Genomic DNA, 22,295 nt, shown 5'->3' on the forward strand with positions numbered 1-22,295 from the left:
CCTGGAAGCAGGGAGGCGGCGATGCGCGGCGTGATCCGGATCGGCGACGCCACCTCGCATGGCGGCAAGGTGGTCACGGGCCGCAATACCTCGACCGTGATGGGGCGCGCGGTGGCCTGTGTCGGCGATCGCTGCACCTGCCCGATGTCGGGCCACGAGCATTGCGTGATCGTGGAGGGCGACCCGCAGGTGCTGATCGACGGCGTCGCCGTGGCCTTCGACGGCCACCACACGTCGTGCGGCGCCACGCTGATTTCCTCGGTGCCCAGCTCGGGGCGGACCTAGGATCTTTCCTCTCGCGGTCTGTTTCGCCCCGGTGCCCGGCCCGATCGAGGGCCGGCCGCGCGCCGCCTTCAGGGCGCGGGCGTGATCCGCGCCGGCAGCTTCAGCCCATGACGTTCCGCGCAAGCGCTCAAGGCCGGCGCGATCGCCGGATGCAGCTTCACGCCCGCCTGCAACTGCTCGCGCTTGCGCGCCAGGCCCCGGTCGCCCGGCATGCGCACCTCGGAAAAGCCGGGGCGCGGCGGGTTGCTGCGGCAGGCCTCGGCGATCCAGTCCATCTGCCGCCTGAAATCCGCCTCGCCGCCGAAGGCCGAGGGATCGTGCAGCGTCAGGTAGACCGTGGCGCCCCAGCCGTCGGGCGGATCGGCGCGGCCGTGGCCGGCCAGGCCGCCGGTGAGCGCGTCGATCAGCAGCGCCAGGCCGAAACCCTTGTGCCCGAACGGCAGGCCGCCGAGCGGCAGGATGGTGCCGGGCGGCTCGGTGTTCAGCACCGCCGGGTCGCGGCTGGCATTGCCCTCGGCGTCGAGCAGCACCGGCTCGTCGAACTGCTGGCTGGACTTGGCCAGGCGCGCGCTCATGCCGTTGGTGACCAGCGAGGCCGAGATGTCGATGAGGAACGGCGTGCCCGAGGTCGGGATGCCGGCCGCGATCGGGTTCGGCGTGAACACCGCGCGCGTGCCGCCGAACGGCGCGACGCTGTGGGTGGCCGGGTCCGAGCTGCCGAGCAGGATCATGAAGCCCTCGGCGGTGGCGCGCTCCAGGTAGCTGGCCAGGCAGGCGATATGGTGGCTGCGGCGGATCACCAGGGTGGCGCTGCCGTATTGCCGGGCGCGCGGCGCCAGCGTCTCGATGCCGGACAGCACCAGCGAGGGCCCCGGCAGGCGGCGGCCGTCCCACAGCAGGCTGGCGCCGCGGTCGGACAGCACCTCCGGCTCGCCCGAGCGCGTCATGGTCCCGCGCTCGAGCTCGCCCACGTAGGGCGCGAGCAGCGCGAGGCCGTGCGTGTCGTGGCCCATCAGGTCGCCGTCGACCAGGGTGGCGGCGACGGCCCGGGCATGCGGCGCGTCGAGCCCGGCGGCGGCGAGCAGCGCCTCGGCGAAGGCCTGCAGTTCGGTGGCGGCGTAGCGGACGTCTTGAGTCATGGCGTGATCGGTTCGGGTTGTCGGGAGGGCAAGCGGGGCGCGCGGTGCGCGGCTCAGAGCGTCGCGCCGAGCTGCCAGGGCACGAACTCGTTCTGTCCGTAGCCGTGCAGTTCGCTGCGGGTCGGCTGGCCCGAGGCGGTGGCGAGCATCTGCTCGAAGATCTGCTGACCGAGTTCGTCGATGCTGGCCTCGCCATCGAGCACGGTGCCGCAGTTGATGTCGATGTCCTCGGCCTGGCGGCGCCACAGCGCGCTATTGGTGCCGAGCTTCAGCGAGGGCGAGGGCGCGCAGCCATAGGCCGAGCCGCGCCCGGTGGTGAAGCACAGCAGGTTGGCGCCGCCCGCCACCTGGCCGGTCGCCGAGACCGGGTCGTAGCCGGGCGTGTCCATGAATACCAGGCCGGCGGCGCGCACGCTTTCGGCGTAGCGATAGACCTCCACCAGGTTGGTGGTGCCGGCCTTGGCGACCGCGCCCAGCGATTTCTCGAGGATGGTGGTCAGGCCGCCGGCCTTGTTGCCGGCCGAGGGATTGTTGTTGAGGTCGGCGTTCATGCGCCGGCAGTATTCCTCCCACCAGTGGATCCGCGCCATCAGCTTCTCGCCGATCTCGGGCGAGACCGCGCGGCGCGTGAGCAGATGCTCGGCGCCATAGATCTCGGGCGTCTCCGACAGGATCGCGGTGCCGCCGTGCGCCACCAGCCTGTCGACCGCGGCGCCCAGCGCCGGGTTCGCGGTGATGCCCGAATAGCCGTCGGAGCCGCCGCATTGCAGGCCGACGATCAGGTGGCGCGCCTCCACCGGCTCGCGCCGCGCCGCGTTCGCGCGCGGCAGCATGGCCTTGATCGCCTCGACCCCGGCCGCGACCGTGGCTGCCGTGCCGCCGTTGGCCTGGATCGTCATGGTCTGGAGCGCGGTGCCGGTCTCGATCGCCTGGTCGCGCAGCAGCGCGTCGATCTGGTTGGTCTCGCAGCCTAGCCCGACCATCAGCACGCCGGCGAAATTCGGGTGCCGCGCATAACCGCCCAGCGTGCGGCGCAGCACGGCGATCGCCTCGCCGTCCGAGGCGATGCCGCAGCCCAGGCCGTGGGTCAGCGCGATCACGCCGTCCACGTTCGGGTAGTCGGCCAGCGCCTCGGGGCGGATATCGCGGCGAAACTGGTCGGCGATCGCGCGCGCGGCGGTGGCCGAGCAGTTCACCGAGGTCAGGATGCCGATGTAGTTGCGCGTCGCCACGCGCCCGTCGGCGCGCACGATGCCCGCGAAGCGCGCGGGCGTCGCGCTGGGCCGGGTCGGCCTGGCGTCCACGCCGAACGCGCCGTCGCGCTCGAACTCGCCCATCGACAGGTTGTGCACGTGGACGTGCTCGCCGATCTCGATCGCGCGCGAGGCGAAGCCGATGATCTGGCCGTAGCGGCGCACCGGCGCGCCGGCCGCCACCGCGCGTCGCGCGATCTTGTGGCCGGCGGGGATCAGGCCGCGCGCGATCACCCCGGCCTCGATCGATGCGCCCGCAACCAGTTGCCGGCGCGCGATCAGCACGTCGTCGTCGGGATGCAGCGCGACCACCTGGGAGGCGGGCTGGGAGGATGCCTCGGGAGCGGAGTCGGAATGGGCGGGGGCGCTGTCGAGCTTCATCGATCGTCTCGTTGGTCTCTTGGATATCGGGAGCCTGGCATGCGGCGGGCAGGGCAGGTCGAAGCACTTTAGGCAGACGCGCGATAAACGTCCAATCGAAGAATTGTTAGACTCGATTCCATTCGGTTATCGCCGCACTGAGGTTTACCCTATGGATCGCCATCGCCCCCTGTTGTCCGCGACGCTGCCCTCGAAGCTGCGCTTTCGCCACCTGCAGTTGCTCGAGCTGCTGGGGCGCACCCACAACCTGCGCGCGGCGGCCGAGCAGATGCACGTCACCCAGCCGGCCGCCACCAAGATCCTCGGCGATATCGAGGCGATGTTCGGCGAGCGCCTGTTCGAGCGGCTACCGCGCGAGATGCGGCCCACCGACCTGGGCCTGCTGGCGATCCGCTACGCGGGCAGCGCGATGTCCGGGCTCGGCAAGTTCGCCAATGAATTCGTGACCCAGCAGGGCGGCGGTTACGGGCACCTGACGGTCGGCGCGATCTCGGCCTCTGCCGCGCAGATCGTGATCGCGGCGATCCGCGAGATCCAGGCGCGGCGCCCGCGCCTGGTGATCAAGCTGGTCGAGCAGAGCAGCGACCAGCTCGCGATCTGGCTGGAGCACAAGCAACTGGACCTGATGATCGGCCGGCTCACCGAGCCGCGCCAGCGTGCCATCTTCGATGCGGTCGAGCTGTCGGACGAGCCGGTCTGCTTCGTGGTCGGCAGCCATCATCCGCTGCTGCGCGCGCGGCGCGTGGACATCGCCGATCTCGGCCATTGGCCCTGGATCCTCTATCCCAGCGCCACCGCGATCCGCCAGCTGTTCGAGGAGACCTTCGCCAGCGCGGGGCTGGTCGCGCCGGTCGGGATGGTGGAGACGCCCTCGATCTTCTCGACCATCGAGCTGCTCCGCTCGACCGAGATGATTTCGCTGCAGCCGCGCGCGGTGGTGCAGCAGCGCATCGACGAGGGCCTGCTCGGCTGCCTGCCGATCGAGGTGCGCCGCAGCATGAGCCACTACAGCGTGATCACCCGCAAGAACGAGCTACCCTCGCCGCAGATGGAGGAATTCGTGGCGATCCTGAGGCAGCGCGCGGCGGCCTAGCGGCGGCGGTTCGGGGTGAACCGGCGGCCTGCCCGGCGAACCGGGCCATCAAGCTTTCGGCGTGACTCGCCGGTTTCACACATTCGCCGGAACGAGTGGTGTACGTTACGGTGAACTATCCGATCGACTCATTTTCCTTTTCCGGTGACATCGTCATGCAAGATCGATTCGCGGCCGCCTGCCAGCATGCTCCCTCGCCGACCGACCGGCCGGCGTTCTACCCGCTCGCGCAGTTCCCTCGATTGCAGGAGATCGCCCTGAACTGGGAGGTGATCCGCGACGAGTGCATGAACCTGGATGCCCCCTTGCTCGAAATCGATCGCGTGGGCAAGAACCATGACCAGGTGCATGCCGAGATCATCGATCACGTCAGGAAGGGCGGGCGATACGGCTGGCTGCTGGGATGGAAGTCGGACGGAAGCTTCAATCGCGACTGGACGCAATACGGCCTGGTCGTGCGCGACCAGGCGATCCCGTTCGCCGCCGAGGCCATGCCGCGGACGATCGAGATGCTGGGCAGGATCAAGGGCATCAAGGTGTGTGCCCTGTCGCGGATGATGCCGAACGTGTTGCTGAGCACGCATCGACATCCGGAGTTGCTCGAGCAGGGCATGCTGCAGATGCACATCACGCTCGACGCGGCGGCCGAGGGGAATTATGCCTACCTGAACGTGGCCGGCCATTTCAACCAGAACCAGGTCGGCAATGCCATCGTGTTCGACGGCTCGCTCGATCATTTCGCCCTGAATGCCTCGCCCGTGCCGCGCACGATCTTCTACATGGAGTTCGAGCGAGACAAGCAGATCCAGGGGTGATCCACGCGGCGCCGCGCCGGGCGGCACGGCGCCGGCAGGCGGGCCGCCGATGCTCAGGAGACGTTCGCGCTGCAGCTCGGATACGGCGCCTTCTCGCCCGGCACGATCGGGCAGACCTTCAGCGGCATCAGGTTGCGCACGCGTTGCAGCCACATGGCGGCGTCGATATCGAGCGGCTTGGTGGACAGCGGGCCGCGCTGCGCCCATTGCAGCGTGTAGAGATCCTTGGCGCCCTTCACCACCGTGATCGCGGTGGTTTCGCTGTGGCCCGCGCTGGCCGCGGCATTGCCGCAACTCACCACCATCGAGAAGGCGTCGCTGCCGTTGAGCTTGCCGTCATAGATGCCCTTGGCCGAGAAGCTCTGCGGGCAGGCCTTCTGGAAGCCGGCGGCGATGCCGGTGGCATAGCTCTTGGCATCGGCTTCCGGATGCTTGGCGATCACGTTCTGCGCGCCCGTCAGCGTGATCATCTGCGACCAGTTCGCGTTGGTTTCGCCGGGCAGCACCCATTCGTGCGCGTAGTCGTCGCCGCGCGTGCCTTCGTAGATCGACACGAAGCGCGTCGGCAGGCGGAAGTAGACCAGTTGGTTGTAGATCGGCGCGATGGTCGCGATCACGGGCAGCACCGGTTGGCTGGCCGAGGCGGCCGGAGCGGCAGCAGGGGTTTGCGCCTGGGCGCCGGCGGCGAGTGTCAGGGTCAGCAGCGATCCCGCGAGCAGCGCGGTGGAGCGGATAACACGCATGATGTCCTCGTGGATGTTTTGGGCGTCAGTGTCGATGGCGTCATATGCACCATCCTAGGCTGCGAATGTATCGCAAACCTCCCGTTCTGGTCGATGCTTTTACGCTCTGCAACATGTTGCGACGATGTTCGACGCTGCGTTGCGGCATCGCGTGTTAACAGTCTTTCACGCAGTCTTTCACGCGCGCAAATTCGTGAATGCGTATGCACCTATGCAAGCGCTAAGCATCGCCCGTGCCCGACGGAAACCGGCGCGGGTGGCAGGCCCGCGTATCGCGTCGATTTGGTTGCGTGCGCATCCATTCGGCATTTGATTCGGATCGCGAACGAAGCGCGTGATCGGCTGGGTCATCGCCGGACATCGAAGGGCGGGGCGCGAGCACGAGGCGGCCGACGACCGGCGCGCCCTATGCGGGTCGAGGTGGATTGCCGTGCCGGCACGTGAGATATACGATGTCGCTCGACTTGGGATGTGAAAGACAGATTCAAGCATGAAATAGCTGGGATCGATCTATTTTAAGTTGTCAGACGACATATAAGGAGGTGGGATGAAACAGGTGCGTACGCTCCGTGCCTTCACGCTCGCGGTCTCGCTGGCGGCAGCCGGGCTGGCGACGGCCGCCGAGGCAGCCACCTACGCCTATGTCTCGAATGCCGACAGCGGCAGCATCTCGGTGCTGCGGCTCGATACGGCCAGCGGGGCGCTCACGCCGGTCGAGACGGTCGAGGCGGGGGGCACGGTGATGCCGATGGCGCTCTCGCCGAACCATCTGCGGCTCTATGCGGGGATCCGCTCGCAGCCCTATCGCGTGCTCAGCTTCGCGCTCAATCCGCTCGACGGCCGCCTCACCGAACTCGGCAGCGCGCCGCTCGCGCACAGCATGCCCTACCTGTCGACCGACGCGACCGGCCGCTACCTGTTCTCGGCCTCCTACGACGGCAACCTGCTGGCGGTCAACACGATCGGCGCGGATGGCCTGGTCGGCCCGGTCAGGCAGACCATCCCCACCGGCCCGAAGGCGCACGCGATCCTGCCCGCGCCCGACAATCGCGTGGCCTTCGCCTCGGTGCTCGGCGCCGACGCCTGGCTGCGGCTGCGCTTCGACGCCGGCACCGGCGAGCTGACGCTGGACGACGCGCCGGCCTATGCGCTGCCGCCCAAGTCGGGTCCGCGCCATTTTCGTTTCTCGCCCGACCAGCGCTTCGTCTACCTGATCGACGAACTGGACGGCAAGCTGCACGTGCTGGCCTTCGATCTCGAGCATGACCGCGTGAAGCCGGTGCAGACCGTGTCGATCCTGCCGCCCGGTTTCGGCGCCCAGACGCCCTGGGGCGCCGACCTGCACCTCACGCCGGACGGCCGCTTCCTCTACGCCTCGGAGCGCACCTCGAGCACGCTGGCCACCTGGCGTGTCGATCGCGCCAGCGGCCGTCTCACGCGCATCGCCACCACGCCGACCGAGAAGCAGCCGCGCGGTTTCGCGATCGATCCGTCGGGGCATTACCTGCTGGCGGTCGGGCAACTGTCGACCTCGCTGCGCGTGTACCGCATCGATACGCGCAGCGGGGCCCTGGCGCCGCTTGGCGAGGCGCCGGTCGGCAAGGGCGCGAACTGGATCGAGATGGTCGATTTCGACGGTTCGAACGGCGGCTGAGCGGCGAGTCGCGGCGCTTGCCCGCTTGCCCGCTTGCCGGCGTACCCGGCGGCGATCGGGTGGGTTTCCCGATGGCGGCGCCGTGCCGCTCGTGAGATGATCGGCGCCGATCGCCGGCTCGCGTCGCGCTGCCGGCCAAACCACGAGACCTGCGCCGGGCGCGATGCCCGGCGGCCACCCGAGCGCCCCGATGGAAGCCTTTCCCCACCTGCTCACGCGGCGTCTGGTGTTGCGCGAGCTGAGCGCGGCCGATGCGCCGGCGCTCTACGCGATCCACGGCGACGCCGAGGCGATGCGCTGGTACGGTGCCGATCCGCTCACGGCACCCGCCCAGGCGGCGCGCCTGATCGATACCTTCAGCGCCTGGCGGATCGCCGGCAGCGGTGTGCGCTGGGGTCTGGAGCGGCGTGCCGACGCGCGCCTGCTGGGCACCTGCGGGCTGTTCCGCTGGAGCCGCCCGTGGCGCAGTTGCACGATCGGTTACGAACTGGCGCGCGAGGTACGGGGACAGGGGTTCATGCGCGAGGCGCTGGGTGCCGTGCTCGAGCACGGTTTCGAGACGATGGCGCTCAATCGCATCGAGGCGCGCGTGCACCCCGACAACGCGGCTTCGCTGCGTGCGCTCGAGGCGCTCGGCTTCGTGCGCGAGGGCTACCAGCGCCAGGCGGGGTACTGGGGCGGCGCATTCCACGATCTCGCGCAGTACGCGCTGCTGCGCGAGGATCATCGTGCGCGCCGCGCCTGAGCGGCGCGCTCGCACTCACGCCGGCCGGCGCCGGAAACGGCCGCCCGGCGGCAGGCCACCGTCGACGCCGGCGGCCATCCTCGACACCGCTCAGAAGGTGTGACGCAGGCCCACCGTCACGGCCACCTGCGTGTCGGTCGACGACGGCGACAGCGTGTTGATCATCGCGTGCGACAGCACCGAGCCGGCCGGTGCGCCGTGCACGTTCTGATAGACCCCTTCCAGGTAGATGTCGGTGCGCTTGCTGAAGGCGTAGTCGGTCTGCAGCATGGCGGTGTTCCAGCCCGGCGACGAGCCGTTGTAGGCGCCGCGCGTGTAGGTATAGGCGCCCGACAGGCTCAGCGCCGGGGTCAGCGCGTATTTCGCGTTGACCTCGTAGTTGTCCAGGCGCAGCGTGCCGCTCAGGCTGCCCGAGGAGCCGTCGGCGGCGCCCAGGTAGGTGCCGGTGCCGAACGAATACACGCCGGTGGCGTTGTCGATCTGGGTGTGGCTCCACACCAGGCCGACGGTGGCGGGGCCATAGGTGTAGTTGCCGCCCAGCGACCAGATCCGCTGCCGTTCGGCGACGAAGTTCGCGCTGGTGTCGCCGGTGGTGACCGCGCCGCTGCCGCTGCCGGCATCGTTGAGCTGCAGGTAGCCGGCCGCCAGGTTGACCGGGCCCTGCGCATACGACAGCGCGAAGCCGTAGGAGCGGTTGTTGGCGAAGTTGCCGGCCTGGTTGCTGAAGCTGTACATGGTCTCGAAGGTGAGGCCGCGCCAGGTCGGGCTCGCGTACTTGACCGAGTTGTTGATCACCACCGAGTTGGCGGCCAGGTTGTCGTTCTCGAACGGATGCGCGGCCAGGCTGCCGCCCCAGGTGTTGAACTCGGCCGACAGCGGGCCCACCAGGTCGTTCATCACGTCGAACTGGCGGCCGAAGGTGAGGGTGCCCGCCTGGGCGCTCTGCAGCCCGACCCAGGCCTGCGAGCCGAAGCCGTCGCCCGAGAAGGCCTGCGCGCCGTTGTTGAGCAGGAAGCCCTGCTCGAGCTTGAACACCGCATGCAGGCCGCCGCCGAGGTCCTCGTCGCCCTTCAGGCCGAACACCGTGTTCTGCGTCGAGCTGCTGTTCTCCTGCCAGTTGCTGTGGCCCTGCTGGTTGTTGGTGTAGACGAGGCCGGTATCGATCAGGCCGTAGAGCGTGACGCTGCTTTGCGCGTACGAGGACGTCGAGACGGCAAGCGCGCCGAACAGCGCGACGGTGATCAGGGTGGGTTTCATCGAATGGCCTCCGCAATGGACGATGAGTGTGGTCGATTGGTTTGCTGCCTGATGTATGTCGATCGGAAAAAGCGGCGCCGCGAATCGGGCGCGCGGCAATTCGGATCGGTCGAATCGATATCGTGTCGATCATCGCGCCGATGCAAATCGGTCGAAATCACCGGCTGCGAGCAACCGGTGCGACGAGCTTGCCGGGCGGCCCTGGCGGGGCGGCCCGGCGATCAGGCAACGGGCCGCATCATAGAACGCCGAAAATAAAAATGGCGTTGAAAAGACCCCTGCGTGGTATTAAAAAAACAGAATTATTTTTTATGTGAAGCAAGCTGTCATTCAATCGGCGATCAGCGCGATTCAAATCCGATGCGCAAAGAAAGTGCAATGAAAAGCGCCTGGCTTTCCATTGATTTGATAATCGATTACCGATGGCTTTCGGCATTGCGGATAAGCGGGGGCGATGCGATGATGGCACGCGGTGCGTTGCGCATTCCGGTCGAATCCGCGAGACGCGCGTGCCCCGATCGTCCACCCCTGCACCGAAGGAGCGCACGCTTGCGTCTCGTACCCGTTCTCGCGCTGGCCGTCGCGGCGCTGCTGTCCGCCTGCGCCGGTTCCGGCACGCCCCGCCAGAGCGCGCCGGTCGCAGCGCCGCGGCCGCCGGGCGCCACCGGCGCGCAATTGCTGCCGCCGGGCTACGTCTGCCAGGATTGCTCGATGGACTTCATCGTCAGCGCGATCCGTCCGCCGCGTCATGGGCTGATGCTGGTGCGCGGCGGTTTCATGACGCCGCAATCGATGTGGATCGTGGTCGACTACGACCAGCAGCGCATCTCGCGCGTGGTCACGGCCGCCTCGCGCGACGCGGCGGGCAACTTCGCGTTGCGCCCGGTGGCCGGCGACGCGGCCGCGCTCGACAGCGCCGAGCTGGCCGGCATCCGCGCGGATGCCGACGATGTCTGGGCCGCGCTGCGCACCATGCGCTCGAAGTCGGCCACCGACGTGACCTGGAGCCTCTACCTGCTCGACGGCGGGGCGGTGCGCCACGAGTTCGGCATCGGCCTGCCCGGCGACGACGCGGCCAAGCTGGCCGCGCGGATCGACACGGTGGTGGAACGGCGCTTCGCGCACTGATGAACGGCGGTCGGCGAGGGCAGCGGCCCGCGTCGGCGCCGGCTCGCCCCATGCGGTGACGCATTTCGGTTCTGGTAGCGCCCGCCGCCTGCCGCCCGCGACGCTGCCGCGCCGGCGCCAAGCCGGTTTGCGCGGTCGCGGACGAACCGGTTAAAATGCGCGGCGCGCAGCGGCCGATGCCTTCGCACCAGGCCGCGCCCGCCCGCCAGGCGCCGCTCAGGCGCCGCTGCCCGGCCGGGCCATCCTCCTCGACGAATTCATCCCGCTACCCATGTAATCGCTCGCGAACTCCCGTCAGTCCATTCCGCCCGACCGATCGGGGGTTCGCGGACAGATGCCGCCTGCCTGCGCGAGCGCCTTGCGCCGCGCCGACCAGGCGCCGTCCCGTCTACCCGTGTTCCACACGAAGCCAGCCGGCAGCGCGCCCGGGATCCGTCCCGTGCGGTCCATGCCGTCGGCATCCGAGCCCGTCCGCGCCCACCCACGGCCGGGCAGTGCGCGCCGGCCCGGCGATCATCGGGCCGCGCGGCGCTGTCCCCAACGATTCAACACGGAATCCACCCATGCACGCCCGTACGCTACGCGACGAGTGGTTCGGCAACCCGCGCGGCGACCTGCTCGCCGGCCTGGTCGTCGCCCTCGCGCTCATTCCTGAAGCGCTCGCCTTCTCGATCATCGCCGGCGTCGACCCGAAGGTCGGCCTCTATGCCGCCTCGGTGATCGCCGTGGTCTGCGCCTTCGCCGGCGGCCGCCCCGGCATGATCTCGGCCGCCACCGGCGCGGTCGCGCTGCTGCTGACCTCGCTGGTGCGCGACCACGGCGTCGAATACGTGTTCGCGGCCGGCATCCTGGCCGGCGCGCTGCAGATCGCCGCCGGCCTGCTGCGCCTGGGCGAGCTGATGCGCTTCGTCTCGCGCTCGGTGATGACGGGCTTCGTCAACGCCCTGGCGATCCTGATCTTCCTGGCCCAGCTGCCGCAATTGCGCGACGTGCCGCTCTACGTCCACGGCCTGCTGGCGCTGGGCCTGGCGATCATCTACCTGCTGCCGCGCGTGACGCGCGCGGTGCCCTCGCCGCTGGTGTGCATCGTGGTGCTGACGGCGATCGCGATCGCCCTGCACCTGCCGCTGCGCACGGTCGGCGACATGGGCGCCTTCCCCGATCGCCTGCCGGGCTTCGCGCTGCCGCACCTGCCGTTCACGCTCGACACGCTGCGCATCGTGCTGCCGTACTCGATCGGCATCGCGGTGGTGGGGCTGCTCGAATCGCTGATGACGGCGGCCATCGTCGACGACTACACCGATACGCCGAGCGACAAGAACCGCGAATGCCGCGGCCAGGGCTGCGCCAACATCGCCGCCGGTTTCCTGGGCGGCATGCCGGGCTGCGCGATGATCGGCCAGACGGTGATCAACATGAAGTCGGGCGGGCGCGGGCGTCTGTCCACCTTCGTGGCCGGCGCGGTGCTGCTGGTGCTGGTGGTGTTCCTCGGGCCCTGGGTGCGGCAGATCCCGATGGTGGCGCTGGTGGCCGTGATGGTGATGGTGTCGATCAGCACCTTCAGCTGGAAGTCGATCGCGAACCTGCGCACCCATCCACGCAGCTCCTCGCTGGTGATGCTGGTGACCGTCGCGATCGTGGTGGCGACCGGCAACCTGGCGATCGGCGTGCTGGTCGGGGTGCTGCTCTCGGCGCTGTTCTTCGCTTCGAAGGTGCGCCGCGTGCTGCAGGTCGAGGCGCTGCGCGAGACCGGCGGCGAGCGCCGCTATCTGGTACGCGGGCAGGTGTTCTTCGCATCCTCGGAAGCCTTCGTCGCGCAGTTCGATTTCCACGAACGCGTCGAGCGCGTGAGGCTCGACGTCTCGCATGCGCACTTCTGGGACCTGACCGCGATCGACGCGCTCGATCGCATCGTCAACAAGTTCCGGCGTCACGGCGTGGCGGTCGAGATCGTCGGCCTGAACCGCGCCAGCGCGACCATGATCGAGCGCTACGCGACGCACGACAAGGGCGATGCGGGCGCGGCGACGCTCTCGCATTGAGGCGCGCCGGCCTCGGCGCGTCGCTCGCAAGGGGGCTGGCGCGCGAGGCACGGAGCGCGAAGCGGCGCGGGGCCGTTCGACGGCCCCGCGCCGCTTCATGCTTGCCGCTGGCGCCGGCGGCGCGCCTACTTCGCGGCCAGCGCCTCGTCCACCGCGCGATCGCGCCAGACGTTCTCAGCCACCTCGAGCTTGCGCGGAATCAGCTTCACGCCGTAGAACGCGTCGGCCACCGCCTGCTGCGAGGCGACGATCCGCTCGTCGATCGGCACCGCGCCGAACGGCACGCGCTTGAACCAGGTTTCCACCAGCGCGGTGTCGAGCCCCACCTTGGGCGCGATGATGGCGGCCGTCTCGGCGGGATGCGCATTGACCCACAGGCCGGTCTCGCGAAGCTGGCGCAGCACCGCGCCCACCACCTCGGGATGCGCGGCGGCGAAGTCGCGGGTGGCCTCGTAGAAGTTGTAGGTGGCCGTGAGCCCGGTGTAGTCCGACAAGGTGCGCACCTTCAGCGAACCCTGCGCGGCCGCGTAATAAGGATCCCAGACCACCCAGGCGTCCACGTCGCCGCTCTCGAAGGCGGCGCGCGCGTCGGCGGGCGCGAGATAGACGGGATGGATCTCGTCGTAGCGCAGGCCGGCCTTGTTGAGCGCGGCCAGCAGCAGGTAGTTCGAGCTCGAGCCCTTCTGCAGCGCGACCTTCTTGCCGCGCAGGCCCGCCACGTCGCGGATCGGCGAGCCGGCCCTCACGAAGATCGCCTCGTTGTGCGGGGCCGGCTGCTCGGCGCCGACGTAGACGAAGCGCACGCCGCCGGCCTGCGCGAACACCGGCGGCGGCGCGCCGGTATAGCCGAAGTCGATGCTGTTGGCGTTGAGCGCCTCGAGCAGTTGCGGGCCGGCCGGGAACTCGAACCATTTCACCGTGTAGCCGAGCGACTTCAGCTTGTCGTCGAGCGCGCCCTGCGCCTTCACCACGGCGAGCAGGCCGGCCTTCTGGTAGCCGATGCGCAGCAGGTGGTCGGCGCCGGCCTGGGCGCTGGCGGCGGTGGAAGCGAGCAGCGCGGCGGCGCTGAGGAGGGCGGCGGGCAGCCAGCGGGTGAAGCGGGGCATCGGGCAATCTCCGGGAGGGTGGCCGGCGGGCGGCGCAATTCGACGAAGCGGCAGCCCCCTTTCTGGCGAGGGCCGCCCCAGTCGAAAAATCGTCGCACGGGCATCCATGCGCACCAACCAAGCATTGCCGATATCAATATGACGACGCGCCGACTATGGTCTTCAGCGCGCGGGGCGATTGCCTTCGAGGGCGCGTGGCGCGTTGGGGACGCCACGCGGGAATGGAGTTTCAGCGCTTGCCGCGCTTGTCCTTGCCGCTGCCGTCTCGCGGCGCTGGCTGGCCTTCGCCGCGCGCGGCTTCCTCGCTGAGCTGCTTGTCGAGGATGGTGGCCACGCGCCCGCCGAGGTAGGCGCCCGAGGCGGCTTCCAGCGCGCGGTTCATCTCGCCCTCGACGAAGGTGGCCGACAGCGGCCGCAGACGCCAGATCGCGTCGACCAGGGCCGGCACGTCGGTGGCCGGCGGCAGGCTGCCTTCGTCGTAGCGGTCGAGCCGGCGCACCACCAGGTCCACCAGCACGCGCGCGATCGCGTCGAAATGCGGCCGCGCGATGCTCATCGCGTCGACCAGCTCGCGCACCGGGATGCCCTCGCGCACCAGCGCGCCGGCCGCCTCGATCAGGCCCGGCGTCTTGGCGACGAAGGACAGGCCGCGCCGCTCCAGCAGGCCCAGCTCGGTCACGCGCATCAGCGAGGCCGGCGTCTGTGGGCCGAACATCGAGACCAGGTCGGCCAGCGAATAGGTTTTCGGACGTTCGTGCGACCAGCGTCCGCCGATCGCGTTCTCCAGGCCCAGGATCGAGCGCAGGTCGTGGCCGTCGTCGATCGCCTTGATCAGGTCCTGGATGTTGGACAGCGTGTAGCCGCGCGCCAGCAGGTGGTTGATCACCTTGAGCCGGGCCACGTGGGTGTCGTCGTAGATGCCGACGCGGCCGCGCTTGCGCGGTGGCGTGAGCAGCCCGCGGTCCTGATAGGCGCGCACGTTGCGCACCGTGGTGTCGGTCACGCGGGCGAGTTCGTCGACGGTGTACTCGTTGGCATGCGCGCCTTCGGGCGGCAGCTCGGCGGGAGAGGTCGGGGTCGGTGTCGGCATGCGCGGATTTTAGCCTGTGTGCGGGCCGGCGTCGCCCCTGGCGGGCGGCGCGTCGGCGCCGGGGCCCAGCGCGCGCTGCATCAGCGCGATGTCGAGCCAGCGGCCGTGCTTGTAGCCGACCGCGGCGAGCGTGCCGGCCGGCGCGAAGCCGAACGCGGCATGCAGCGAGGTGGAGCCGCCGCGCCCGCCGTCGGCGATCACCGCGATCATCTGGCGCCACGGGCCGCGCTCGCAGCGCGCGATCAGCTCGGCGAGCAGGGCGCGGCCAATGCCGCGGCCGCGAAACGCCTCGTCGAGGTAGATCGAGTCCTCGACGGTATGGCGGTAGGCCGCGCGGGGCCGATAGGGCCCGGCATAGGCGTAGCCGGCCAGCCGGCCCTCGACGCTCGCCACCAGCCAGGGCAGGCCGTGGCCGAGCACGGTAGCGCGGCGCGCGCGCATCTCGTCGAGCGAGGGCGGCACCTCCTCGAACGAGGCGACGCTGTGCAGCACGTGGTGCGCATAGATCGCGTGGATCGCGGGCAGGTCCGCGTCGCGGGCATCGCGGATCTCGCAGGCGGCGGGGGGGGCGGCGGCGGGGCTGGACACGATCGGGATCAGGGACGGAAGAGGAGATGAATCGCCACTATGCGCGAGATATTGCGCTGGAGCAAAAAAAGCCGGTGATTCCGATTATTCGGGAAAACGCAATGCTCAAGTTTGGCCCGATCTCTCCGTAAACATCCTCAGCAATTACCGTGCGCGCGAGCGCTCCTGAATCCTGTCGATCGGCCCGCCATGAACGCCCTGTTTTCCCGCTTCTCGATCCGCACTCGCCTCTATTCGACGCTCGCGCTGGCGGCCCTGATCCTCTGCGTGACGGGCGTGGTGGGCCTGGCCGGCATGCAGAACTCGAACGAGGCGCTCAAGGATGCCTATGCCTCGCAGCTCGCCGCGCAGACCGCGCTGGCCAGCGCCAACCTGAACCTGACGATCGTGCGCACCACGCTCGATCGCGCCATCCTGCATCCGGATCGCCCGGACCTGCAGTCGGTGCTCAACAAGGCCGAATCCTACCTGGCGATTTCCGACCAGGCCTGGCGCGACTACACCGCGCTGCCGCGCCACGAGGGCGAGCAGCCGCTGGCCGACGCGGTGGGCGCCGCGCGCGGCGCCTTCATCGCGCAGGCGATCCAGCCGATGATCGACGCCCTGCGCGCCGGCCATCCCGAGGAGGCCGACCACCTGATGATGAAGGTCTCGCCGCCGCTGTCGGTGGCGCTGACCAAGGCGGCGGGCGAGCTCGACAAGTACGGGCTCGCCCGCGGCAAGGCCGTCTACGACGGCGCGCAGCGCAGCTTCTCGCTGCTGCGGCTGGTGTCGGCCGGCACCATCGTGTTCGGCCTGGCGGCCTGCCTGGGCTGCGCGATCGGCCTGCACTACGCGATCACGCGGCCGCTGGCGCGCCTGCTCGAGCATTTCCGCAGCCTGTCCGACGGCGACCTCACGCACGAGCTGCACTGGAGCTCGCGCGACGAGATGGCCGAGCTGGTGAGCGGCGTCACGCGCATGCAGCGCAACCTGGCCGAGACGGTGCGGCGCGTCTCGCGCGGCTCGGAATCGATCGCCACCGCCACGCGCCAGATCTCGGCCGGCAATACCGATCTGTCTCAGCGCACCGAGGAGCAGGCCGCCGCGCTGGAGCAGACCGCCGCCAGCATGGCCGAGTTGACCACCACGGTGCGCCAGAACGCCGACCATGCGCGCGACGCGCGCGAATCGGCCGACGATGCCAGCCGGATCGCCTCGCAGGGCGCCTCGGTGGTGGGCGAGGTGATCGGCACCATGAACGACATCGACCGCAGCTCGCAGCGCGTGGCCGACATCATCGGCACCATCGAGGGCATCGCGTTCCAGACCAACATCCTGGCGCTGAACGCGGCGGTGGAAGCCGCGCGCGCCGGCGAGCAGGGCCGCGGCTTCGCGGTGGTGGCCGGCGAGGTGCGCACGCTCGCGCAGCGCTCGGCCACGGCCGCCAAGGAGATTCGCGACCTGATCGGCGAATCGGTCGAGCGGGTGGCGGCGGGCTCGCGGCTGGTGGGCTCGGCCGGCAACACCATGACCGAGATCCGCCGCGCGATCACGCGGGTGAACGACAGCATGGCCGCGATCGCCGCGGCTTCCGACGAGCAGCGCGACGGCATCGAGCAGGTCAGCCGCGCGGTCTCGCAGATGGACCAGGTCTCGCAGCAGAACGCCGCGCTGGTCGAGCAGGCCGCGGCCGCGGCCGCCTCGCTCGAGGAGCAGGCCGACGGCCTGCGTCACGCGGTGCGCACCTTCCGCGTCGCCATGGCCTGAGCCCGCGAGAGCCGGCGGCGGGCAGGGCGGCGGCGCGTGGCGGCGCCGAACGTGCCCGGCTGCCCGTGCTCGACGCCACTGGCCGCGACTCGCCTCGGCGCATGCATGCATGCGAGCCTGAACCCGTGCATGCGCCCCGGCCTCAGTCGGCCGGCGCGATCCTGGCCGTCGCGCGCTGCGAGGCCACCACGATCAGCTTCATGGTCGCGCGCGTGGCGCCGACGAACAGCTTGCGCGCCGCGCGCGCGTCGAATGCCTCGAAATCGACCTCGGTGAGGATCACGCAGGGCGCGGCCTGGCCCTTGAAGCGGTAGATCGAGTCGAGCAGCACGTCGCCGTCCTGGTACTCGGGCGTGCCGAACAGATCGTACTTGCCGGTGAAGCGGCGCACCCGATGCGGGCCGAGCTGGTCGAGCGGCGTCAGCGCCGAATTCTCGCGGCCGCGATACGAGAGCACCGCGATGTCCTGCTTGCGGAATCCCAGCGAGAGCGCCTGCGTGATGGCGCGCTTGGTGGCGTCGATGCAGGCCTCGCCGGTGGCGTCGCCGTCGTCGTAGGGATTGAAGGCGATCTCCGAGCCGTCGAACGGGCTGCCCGATTTCAGCTCGGCCGCCAGCGGCTCGAATTCCCCCACCAGGTTGCGCAGGTAGGCGAGCACGTCGCGCGGGCTGCGGTAGTTGGTCAGCTCGCGCAACGTCACCCAGCCCTCGAAGGGCACCTCGTCGCGCGTGTAGAGCGCCTGCAGCGGATCCTCCAGCCACCACCAGGCGCCGCCCGGGCGCAGCACGCGTTCCAGCGAGGCCGCCCAGGCCGGCTGGAAATCCTGCCCCTCGTCGACGATCAGCACGTCGAAATGCCAGCGCTCGGGCACCGGCGTGGCCTCGAAGCGTTCCGCCAGCCGCGTGAAGGCATCGGGCTCGCTGAAGTCGGGCGTATGGCCCGCGTCGCGCAGCACCGAATCGCAGAACTGGTGGTAATTGGCGATGATCGCGCCCTCGGGCGCCAGCCGCTTGATCGAATCGGCCAGCGGGCGGTTGAAGCAGACATAGAGCACGCGCTTGCCGGCCGTCACGGCATCGCGCATCACGCGCACCGCGAGCTGGGTCTTGCCGGAGCCGGCGGTGGCCACCACCCGCAGCCGGAACGGCGCGAATTCGAGCCGGCGCGCCCAGGTGGCCAGCCCCGCCGAGAGCCGCGTGACCAGCGTGTCGGCCTGGCCGACCAGCGCGCTGGTGTCGGGCGCGAGCGACAGTTCGTCGGCCAGGAAGTGATGGATCTTGGCGGCGCTCGCGAACGGCGTCTCGTCGGCCGGCAGCAGCGTGGCGATCACCGCCGCGAGCTTGTCGCGCCGCGTGGCATCGACGATGCGATCGGGCGGCAGCCCCGCGATGGCCGGGTTGGCGACCGTGTAGTCGGGGCAGTAGAGCAGCGCGTCCACGCCGTATTCGCCGGCGCCGAAGGCGGCCGTCAGGCGCCGGTGCAGGGTCTCCTGCATGCGCGCGAGCTGGATCGCCACGTTGCGCTCGGTCTTCATGTAGACCTTGGCGAGCCCCTTGGGCGTCTCGCGCAGGAAGCCGGCCTTCTGCTCGACCAGCAGCACGCGCCCGGAAGGGCTCACCACCACGAAGTCGGCCTCGCCGAACACCGAGAAATTGTGATCGGGACGCGTCCAGTGGACGCCGTGATAGACCGTGTAGGCATCGGGCAGCGCGCTCTCGAGCATCGCGAGCGTGTCGCGTTCGCGTTGCGCGGCGCCGGTGGCGGCCAGGCTCTGCCAGTCGTCGGGAATGATGCGGGCCATGAAGGGACTCGGAGGGGAGGGCGCGGCTATTGTACTCAGGCGCGCGGACGGGTGGCGGCCGGGGCGCCCACCCGCGCGGGCAGGAAATTTCGCGGATCGACGGAATAGTCGCGCGAAATCCGTGTTCGCCTCGGTGACAGGATTGGCTGTCCATCGAGGAGACGAACCATGCGAGCGATACCCCGCCCTTCATCCCGACGCGCGCGCCGCCCGGGCATCCTTGCCGCGCTCGGCGCCGTGCTGCTGCTGGCCGCCGGTGCCGCGGCCGCCGCCGGCGCCCCGGCCCAGGACGAGCGCGCCTTCCTGGCCGAGAACGACACCGCCATGAGCCGCATGATGGACGACATGAGCATCAAGCCGTCCGGCGACGTCGACCGCGATTTCGTCGCGATGATGGTCCCGCATCACCAGGGCGCCATCGACATGGCGCAGGCCGAGCTGCGCTACGGCCACAACGAGCAGTTGCGCCGCATCGCGCAGGAGATCGTGGTCGAGCAGCAGCAGGAGATCGTCGCGATGCGCCTCGCGCTCGGCCAGCCGCTGCCGAGCGCCGCGCCCGCGCCGGACCAGCAGCGGCCGGCAACAGCCTCGTCCGCCTCATCCGCCGCTTCAGTTCCGTCGCAGCCGTCGGCCGCGATGTCGATGCACCACCACTCGTCCATGTCCATGAATAAGGAATCCCAATGAAAAGCTCGCCGCGCTTTCCCTCGCTGTTTCCTTCGCTGCGTCCGTCCCGGCGTTCGTCCCCGCGTCCATCCCTGATGTCGGCCGCCGCGGCCGCGATGCTGGTGCTCGCCTCGCAGGCCGCCTGCGCCGGCCAGGCGCCCGGTGCGCTGGCCGCGCCCGACGTGCCGGTCAGCCATCGCGACCGCGTCTATGCCGCCGAGCAGTTCTCGAACACGGTGTCGGTCACCGATCCGGCCGACAACCACCTGGTGGGCGTGATTCGCCTGGGCGATCCCTCGCCGGGCAACTTCAGCCCGCTCTACCGCGGCCAGCTGCTGGTGCACGGCATGGGCTTCTCGCCCGATCACCACACGCTGGCGGTGGTCTCGATCGGCTCGAACTCGGTCAGCTTCATCGACACCCGGACCAATGCCGTCAAGCACACCACCTATGTCGGCCGCTCGCCGCACGAGGCCTTCTTCACGCCCGATGGCAAGGAGGTGTGGGTGACCGTGCGCGGCGAGAACTACGTGTCGGTGATCGATGCGCGGAGCTTCGAGGAGAAGACGCGCATCACGGTGCCGGCCGGCCCGGGCATGACGATCTTCTCGCCCGACGGGCAATACGGTTACGTGTGCTCGTCCTTCAATCCGGAAACCGAGGTGATCTCGGTGGCCGACCATGCCATCGTCGGCCATGTGCCCCAGGCCAGCCCGTTCTGCCCGAACATCGCGGCCACGCCCGACGGCCGGCAGGTCTGGTTCACGCTGAAGGATGTCGGCAAGACCCAGGTGTTCGACGCGCGCCCGCCCTTCGCCCTGCTCAAGACGCTCGACACCGGTCCGATCACCAACCACGTGAACATCGTGCACAACGCGCGCGGCAGCTTTGCCTACGTGACGGTGGGTGGCCTGAACCAGGTGAAGGTGTTCCGCACCGACGATTTTTCGCAGGTCGCGACGATCCCGGTCGGCAACCTGCCCCACGGCATCTGGCCGTCGGGCGACGGCACGCGCGTGTATGTGGGCCTCGAGAATGCCGATGCGCTGGCGGCGATCGACACGGCGAGCAATCGCGTGATCGCGACGGTGCCGATCGGCCAGGCGCCGCAGGCGGTGGCCTACGTGCCCGACGCGGTGCCCGAGGGCGACGGCCGCGCCAATACGCAGCCGCTCGGCGTCTCGGGCGAGGCCGCGCACCTGGCGCTGGTGCCGGTGGGCGGCGCGGCGGCGGCCGGCACCGCGCCGACCAGCGTGGCCCTGTTCGACCAGGGGCTGCTGCAGGTGCTGCAGGCCTCGGCCACCGGCCTGCAGCCCAAGCATCCCTATGTGCTGGGCCTGGCCGGCGCGCCCGACGGCAGCGGCGCGATCGAGCCGCTCGCCAGCTTCATGACCAACCCGGCCGGCTCGGCGATCGTCAATGCGCTCGGGCAGATCCGGCGCGAGGTGGCGCCCGGCACGGATGCGGCGAACGGCACGCCGGATCGGCGGCGCTACCTGGTCATCGCGCCGCAGGTCGACGGCAAGCCGGGCGCACCGGTGCAGGTGCAGGCGCTGTAGCGGGGAGGCGGTAGCGGGAGATGAGCAGGGGCGGGGCGGAGGATCGCCCCGCGAGGATGAGCGGCGCGGGCCGCCTGGTGCTGACTTGCTGGTTCCAGCCGGCCCGGGCGGGCCGGCCGCGCGCCTCCGCGCCGTGGCGAATTCAGTGCTGCGACAGGCGCTTGGCCAGGTCGGCGCACATCAGGCTCAGGCGCACCGGCTTTTCGTAGCAGACCACGTCGAAGGTGCGCATCGCGTCGCCGATCTCGGCTTCGCTGGCCTGGCCCGACAGCAGCGCGTCGGTCAGCACGAAGATCGGCGCGCCGGGGTTGTCCGAGGCGCGCACCGAGCGGATCACCGGCGTGGCCGAGCGGCCCTCGAACAGCCATTCGGTCAGCACCGCGTCGAAGGCCTGGCTCTGCAGCGCGTCGAGGAAGGCCGGCAGGCGCTCGAAATGCGCGGTCGCGAAACCCTGCTCGTCGAGATAGCGGCACACCGAATCGGCGCTGACGCGATCGCCGTCCACCACCGCCACCAGCATCCGGTCGCTCTCGGCGCGGCGCGGGTAGATCTCGATCTTGTGGACGTCGTAGGCGCTCTGGTAGAGCACGCCGGTGTGGCGCAGCACGCGCCAGCGGCCCTGGTGCTCGTAGGCGACGAACTCGGGGCGCGCGCCCGGCTCGAGCTGCGCGCCGATCCATACCGTGCAGGGAATCTCGCTCACGCCGGCGAACAGCACCGCGTCGTGCGCGCTCGCGCCCACCATGCCGGGGTCGAGCGATTGCGCGCTGAACAGTTGCGCGGCGGGCTCGCCATAGGCTTCGGCGACCTTGCGGATCTGGGAGAGGGTCCAGGGGCTGCTGCCGCGCAGCTTGCGATGCCCTTGGGAGAAACTGAGATCGAGAATCCGGCACAGCTCGGTGGTCTGCTGCCGTTTGCCGATGCCGTTGCGGCTCATCAGCTCGCGCACGCGTTCGGCGACGGCTAGGGAGTCCGTGGTCACTGCTTCGTTGGCCATGCTGCGGGTGCGATCGGGTCGAGAAAGTCGCTTTACGACGTGTGGTTCATGTCGGACGAAGCCGTCTGTACTAGAGCGAGCCGACCGGCCACGCACGCAAACGTTAACTTTACCGCAAATCAGAAATGGCTCCGCCGACATTTACACTGGTGGATGTGAAAGCTGTAACCAAACATTGCGAAAACTCGCGCCGGGCACGGCTTG

The 22,295-nt window shown here is 69.7% G+C and carries 20 protein-coding genes; 11 read left to right on the top strand and 9 right to left on the bottom strand.

The window, feature by feature from the left end:
• Window positions 1–21 precede the first annotated feature (21 nt).
• Window positions 22–285 carry a PAAR domain-containing protein gene (locus FB600_RS09015; protein WP_096750828.1) on the top strand — a complete coding sequence of 88 codons (264 nt, stop codon included), beginning with the start codon at window positions 22–24 and terminating at the stop codon, window positions 283–285.
• A gap of 68 nt (window positions 286–353) precedes the next feature.
• Here FB600_RS09015 and FB600_RS09020 read toward each other — a convergent pair whose 3' ends face one another.
• Together FB600_RS09020 and FB600_RS09025 are read right to left on the bottom strand one after the other, a co-directional pair.
• The gene (locus tag FB600_RS09020; RefSeq protein ID WP_096750829.1) at window positions 354–1,424 is read right to left on the bottom strand and encodes an Ldh family oxidoreductase; all 1,071 of its coding nucleotides are present in this window, start codon (window positions 1,422–1,424) and stop codon (window positions 354–356) included.
• Between the two features lie 53 nt (window positions 1,425–1,477).
• Entirely contained in the window at window positions 1,478–3,058 is a 1,581-nt protein-coding gene (locus FB600_RS09025) for a UxaA family hydrolase (protein WP_096750830.1), read from the bottom strand.
• A gap of 151 nt (window positions 3,059–3,209) precedes the next feature.
• Here FB600_RS09025 and FB600_RS09030 point away from each other — a divergent pair, with 151 nt between their 5' ends.
• Entirely contained in the window at window positions 3,210–4,151 is a 942-nt protein-coding gene (locus FB600_RS09030; RefSeq protein WP_013689948.1) for a LysR family transcriptional regulator, read from the top strand.
• A gap of 155 nt (window positions 4,152–4,306) precedes the next feature.
• Window positions 4,307–4,966: an aspartyl/asparaginyl beta-hydroxylase domain-containing protein gene (locus FB600_RS09035; RefSeq protein WP_096750831.1), complete on the top strand. Its 660-nt coding sequence runs from the start codon at window positions 4,307–4,309 to the stop codon at window positions 4,964–4,966.
• Between the two features lie 53 nt (window positions 4,967–5,019).
• Here the strand turns inward: FB600_RS09035 and FB600_RS09040 are convergent, their stop codons facing one another.
• Entirely contained in the window at window positions 5,020–5,709 is a 690-nt protein-coding gene (locus FB600_RS09040) for a hypothetical protein (protein ID WP_013689950.1), read from the bottom strand.
• Window positions 5,710–6,256: 547 nt separating this feature from the next.
• Between FB600_RS09040 and FB600_RS09045 the strand changes: the two genes are divergently transcribed.
• Window positions 6,257–7,363 (top strand): lactonase family protein, encoded by a 1,107-nt coding sequence (locus tag FB600_RS09045; protein WP_145756570.1) that lies wholly within the window; start codon window positions 6,257–6,259, stop codon window positions 7,361–7,363.
• 163 nt (window positions 7,364–7,526) lie between these two features.
• Window positions 7,527–8,108, top strand: a complete 582-nt coding sequence (locus tag FB600_RS09050; RefSeq protein ID WP_096750834.1) for a GNAT family N-acetyltransferase — start codon at window positions 7,527–7,529, stop codon at window positions 8,106–8,108.
• A gap of 90 nt (window positions 8,109–8,198) precedes the next feature.
• Here the strand turns inward: FB600_RS09050 and FB600_RS09055 are convergent, their stop codons facing one another.
• Entirely contained in the window at window positions 8,199–9,365 is a 1,167-nt protein-coding gene (locus tag FB600_RS09055; RefSeq protein WP_025099518.1) for a porin, read from the bottom strand.
• A gap of 122 nt (window positions 9,366–9,487) precedes the next feature.
• Here FB600_RS09055 and FB600_RS09060 point away from each other — a divergent pair, with 122 nt between their 5' ends.
• The 3 genes from FB600_RS09060 (at window position 9,488) to FB600_RS09070 (ending at window position 12,535) form a co-directional block, all read left to right on the top strand.
• Complete coding sequence (locus tag FB600_RS09060; RefSeq protein WP_127840921.1) at window positions 9,488–9,682, top strand: hypothetical protein; 195 nt, start codon at window positions 9,488–9,490, stop codon at window positions 9,680–9,682.
• A gap of 232 nt (window positions 9,683–9,914) precedes the next feature.
• Window positions 9,915–10,493: a hypothetical protein gene (locus FB600_RS09065; protein WP_096750835.1), complete on the top strand. Its 579-nt coding sequence runs from the start codon at window positions 9,915–9,917 to the stop codon at window positions 10,491–10,493.
• A gap of 563 nt (window positions 10,494–11,056) precedes the next feature.
• Entirely contained in the window at window positions 11,057–12,535 is a 1,479-nt protein-coding gene (locus FB600_RS09070) for a SulP family inorganic anion transporter (RefSeq protein ID WP_098182776.1), read from the top strand.
• Window positions 12,536–12,660: 125 nt separating this feature from the next.
• Here the strand turns inward: FB600_RS09070 and FB600_RS09075 are convergent, their stop codons facing one another.
• The 3 genes from FB600_RS09075 to FB600_RS09085 all read right to left on the bottom strand — a co-directional run bounded on the left by FB600_RS09075 (window position 12,661) and on the right by FB600_RS09085 (window position 15,319).
• Complete coding sequence (locus FB600_RS09075) at window positions 12,661–13,641, bottom strand: sulfonate ABC transporter substrate-binding protein (protein ID WP_096750837.1); 981 nt, start codon at window positions 13,639–13,641, stop codon at window positions 12,661–12,663.
• A gap of 229 nt (window positions 13,642–13,870) precedes the next feature.
• Entirely contained in the window at window positions 13,871–14,731 is an 861-nt protein-coding gene (locus FB600_RS09080) for a MerR family transcriptional regulator (protein ID WP_036031334.1), read from the bottom strand.
• Between the two features lie 9 nt (window positions 14,732–14,740).
• The gene (locus FB600_RS09085; protein WP_096750838.1) at window positions 14,741–15,319 is read right to left on the bottom strand and encodes a GNAT family N-acetyltransferase; all 579 of its coding nucleotides are present in this window, start codon (window positions 15,317–15,319) and stop codon (window positions 14,741–14,743) included.
• A 189-nt stretch (window positions 15,320–15,508) separates the two neighbouring features.
• Between FB600_RS09085 and FB600_RS09090 the strand changes: the two genes are divergently transcribed.
• Window positions 15,509–17,068, top strand: coding sequence for a methyl-accepting chemotaxis protein (locus FB600_RS09090; protein WP_145756571.1), 1,560 nt, complete (start codon window positions 15,509–15,511; stop codon window positions 17,066–17,068).
• A gap of 142 nt (window positions 17,069–17,210) precedes the next feature.
• On the opposite strand, the gene FB600_RS09095 is transcribed toward FB600_RS09090, so the two are convergent.
• A complete protein-coding gene (locus FB600_RS09095; RefSeq protein ID WP_145756581.1) occupies window positions 17,211–18,869 on the bottom strand; it encodes an ATP-binding domain-containing protein in 1,659 nt (552 codons plus the stop codon).
• A gap of 168 nt (window positions 18,870–19,037) precedes the next feature.
• On the opposite strand from FB600_RS09095, the gene FB600_RS09100 reads away from it, so the two are divergent.
• Window positions 19,038–19,556, top strand: coding sequence for a DUF305 domain-containing protein (locus tag FB600_RS09100; RefSeq protein WP_096750841.1), 519 nt, complete (start codon window positions 19,038–19,040; stop codon window positions 19,554–19,556).
• 74 nt (window positions 19,557–19,630) lie between these two features.
• Window positions 19,631–21,094 (top strand): YncE family protein, encoded by a 1,464-nt coding sequence (locus FB600_RS09105; RefSeq protein WP_036056656.1) that lies wholly within the window; start codon window positions 19,631–19,633, stop codon window positions 21,092–21,094.
• A 142-nt stretch (window positions 21,095–21,236) separates the two neighbouring features.
• On the opposite strand, the gene FB600_RS09110 is transcribed toward FB600_RS09105, so the two are convergent.
• Window positions 21,237–22,091 carry a helix-turn-helix domain-containing protein gene (locus FB600_RS09110; protein WP_017921853.1) on the bottom strand — a complete coding sequence of 285 codons (855 nt, stop codon included), beginning with the start codon at window positions 22,089–22,091 and terminating at the stop codon, window positions 21,237–21,239.
• Window positions 22,092–22,295 lie beyond the last annotated feature (204 nt).

This window comes from Burkholderia sp. SJZ089 (assembly GCF_007828315.1).
Taxonomy (GTDB): domain Bacteria; phylum Pseudomonadota; class Gammaproteobacteria; order Burkholderiales; family Burkholderiaceae; genus Burkholderia; species Burkholderia gladioli.

What these genes read in the sequence shown, in the direction of transcription:
- FB600_RS09035 (WP_096750831.1), top strand. Translation starts at nt 4,307, where the DNA reads ATGCAAGATCGATTCGCGGCCGCCTGCCAGCATGCTCCCTCGCCGACC.
- FB600_RS09025 (WP_096750830.1), bottom strand. Translation starts at nt 3,058, where the DNA reads ATGAAGCTCGACAGCGCCCCCGCCCATTCCGACTCCGCTCCCGAGGCA.
- FB600_RS09075 (WP_096750837.1), bottom strand. Translation starts at nt 13,641, where the DNA reads ATGCCCCGCTTCACCCGCTGGCTGCCCGCCGCCCTCCTCAGCGCCGCC.
- FB600_RS09015 (WP_096750828.1), top strand. Translation starts at nt 22, where the DNA reads ATGCGCGGCGTGATCCGGATCGGCGACGCCACCTCGCATGGCGGCAAG.
- FB600_RS09045 (WP_145756570.1), top strand. Translation starts at nt 6,257, where the DNA reads ATGAAACAGGTGCGTACGCTCCGTGCCTTCACGCTCGCGGTCTCGCTG.
- FB600_RS09090 (WP_145756571.1), top strand. Translation starts at nt 15,509, where the DNA reads ATGAACGCCCTGTTTTCCCGCTTCTCGATCCGCACTCGCCTCTATTCG.
- FB600_RS09050 (WP_096750834.1), top strand. Translation starts at nt 7,527, where the DNA reads ATGCCCGGCGGCCACCCGAGCGCCCCGATGGAAGCCTTTCCCCACCTG.
- FB600_RS09040 (WP_013689950.1), bottom strand. Translation starts at nt 5,709, where the DNA reads ATGCGTGTTATCCGCTCCACCGCGCTGCTCGCGGGATCGCTGCTGACC.
- FB600_RS09055 (WP_025099518.1), bottom strand. Translation starts at nt 9,365, where the DNA reads ATGAAACCCACCCTGATCACCGTCGCGCTGTTCGGCGCGCTTGCCGTC.
- FB600_RS09020 (WP_096750829.1), bottom strand. Translation starts at nt 1,424, where the DNA reads ATGACTCAAGACGTCCGCTACGCCGCCACCGAACTGCAGGCCTTCGCC.
- FB600_RS09095 (WP_145756581.1), bottom strand. Translation starts at nt 18,869, where the DNA reads ATGGCCCGCATCATTCCCGACGACTGGCAGAGCCTGGCCGCCACCGGC.
- FB600_RS09070 (WP_098182776.1), top strand. Translation starts at nt 11,057, where the DNA reads ATGCACGCCCGTACGCTACGCGACGAGTGGTTCGGCAACCCGCGCGGC.
- FB600_RS09105 (WP_036056656.1), top strand. Translation starts at nt 19,631, where the DNA reads ATGTCGGCCGCCGCGGCCGCGATGCTGGTGCTCGCCTCGCAGGCCGCC.
- FB600_RS09030 (WP_013689948.1), top strand. Translation starts at nt 3,210, where the DNA reads ATGGATCGCCATCGCCCCCTGTTGTCCGCGACGCTGCCCTCGAAGCTG.
- FB600_RS09080 (WP_036031334.1), bottom strand. Translation starts at nt 14,731, where the DNA reads ATGCCGACACCGACCCCGACCTCTCCCGCCGAGCTGCCGCCCGAAGGC.
- FB600_RS09100 (WP_096750841.1), top strand. Translation starts at nt 19,038, where the DNA reads ATGCGAGCGATACCCCGCCCTTCATCCCGACGCGCGCGCCGCCCGGGC.
- FB600_RS09110 (WP_017921853.1), bottom strand. Translation starts at nt 22,091, where the DNA reads ATGGCCAACGAAGCAGTGACCACGGACTCCCTAGCCGTCGCCGAACGC.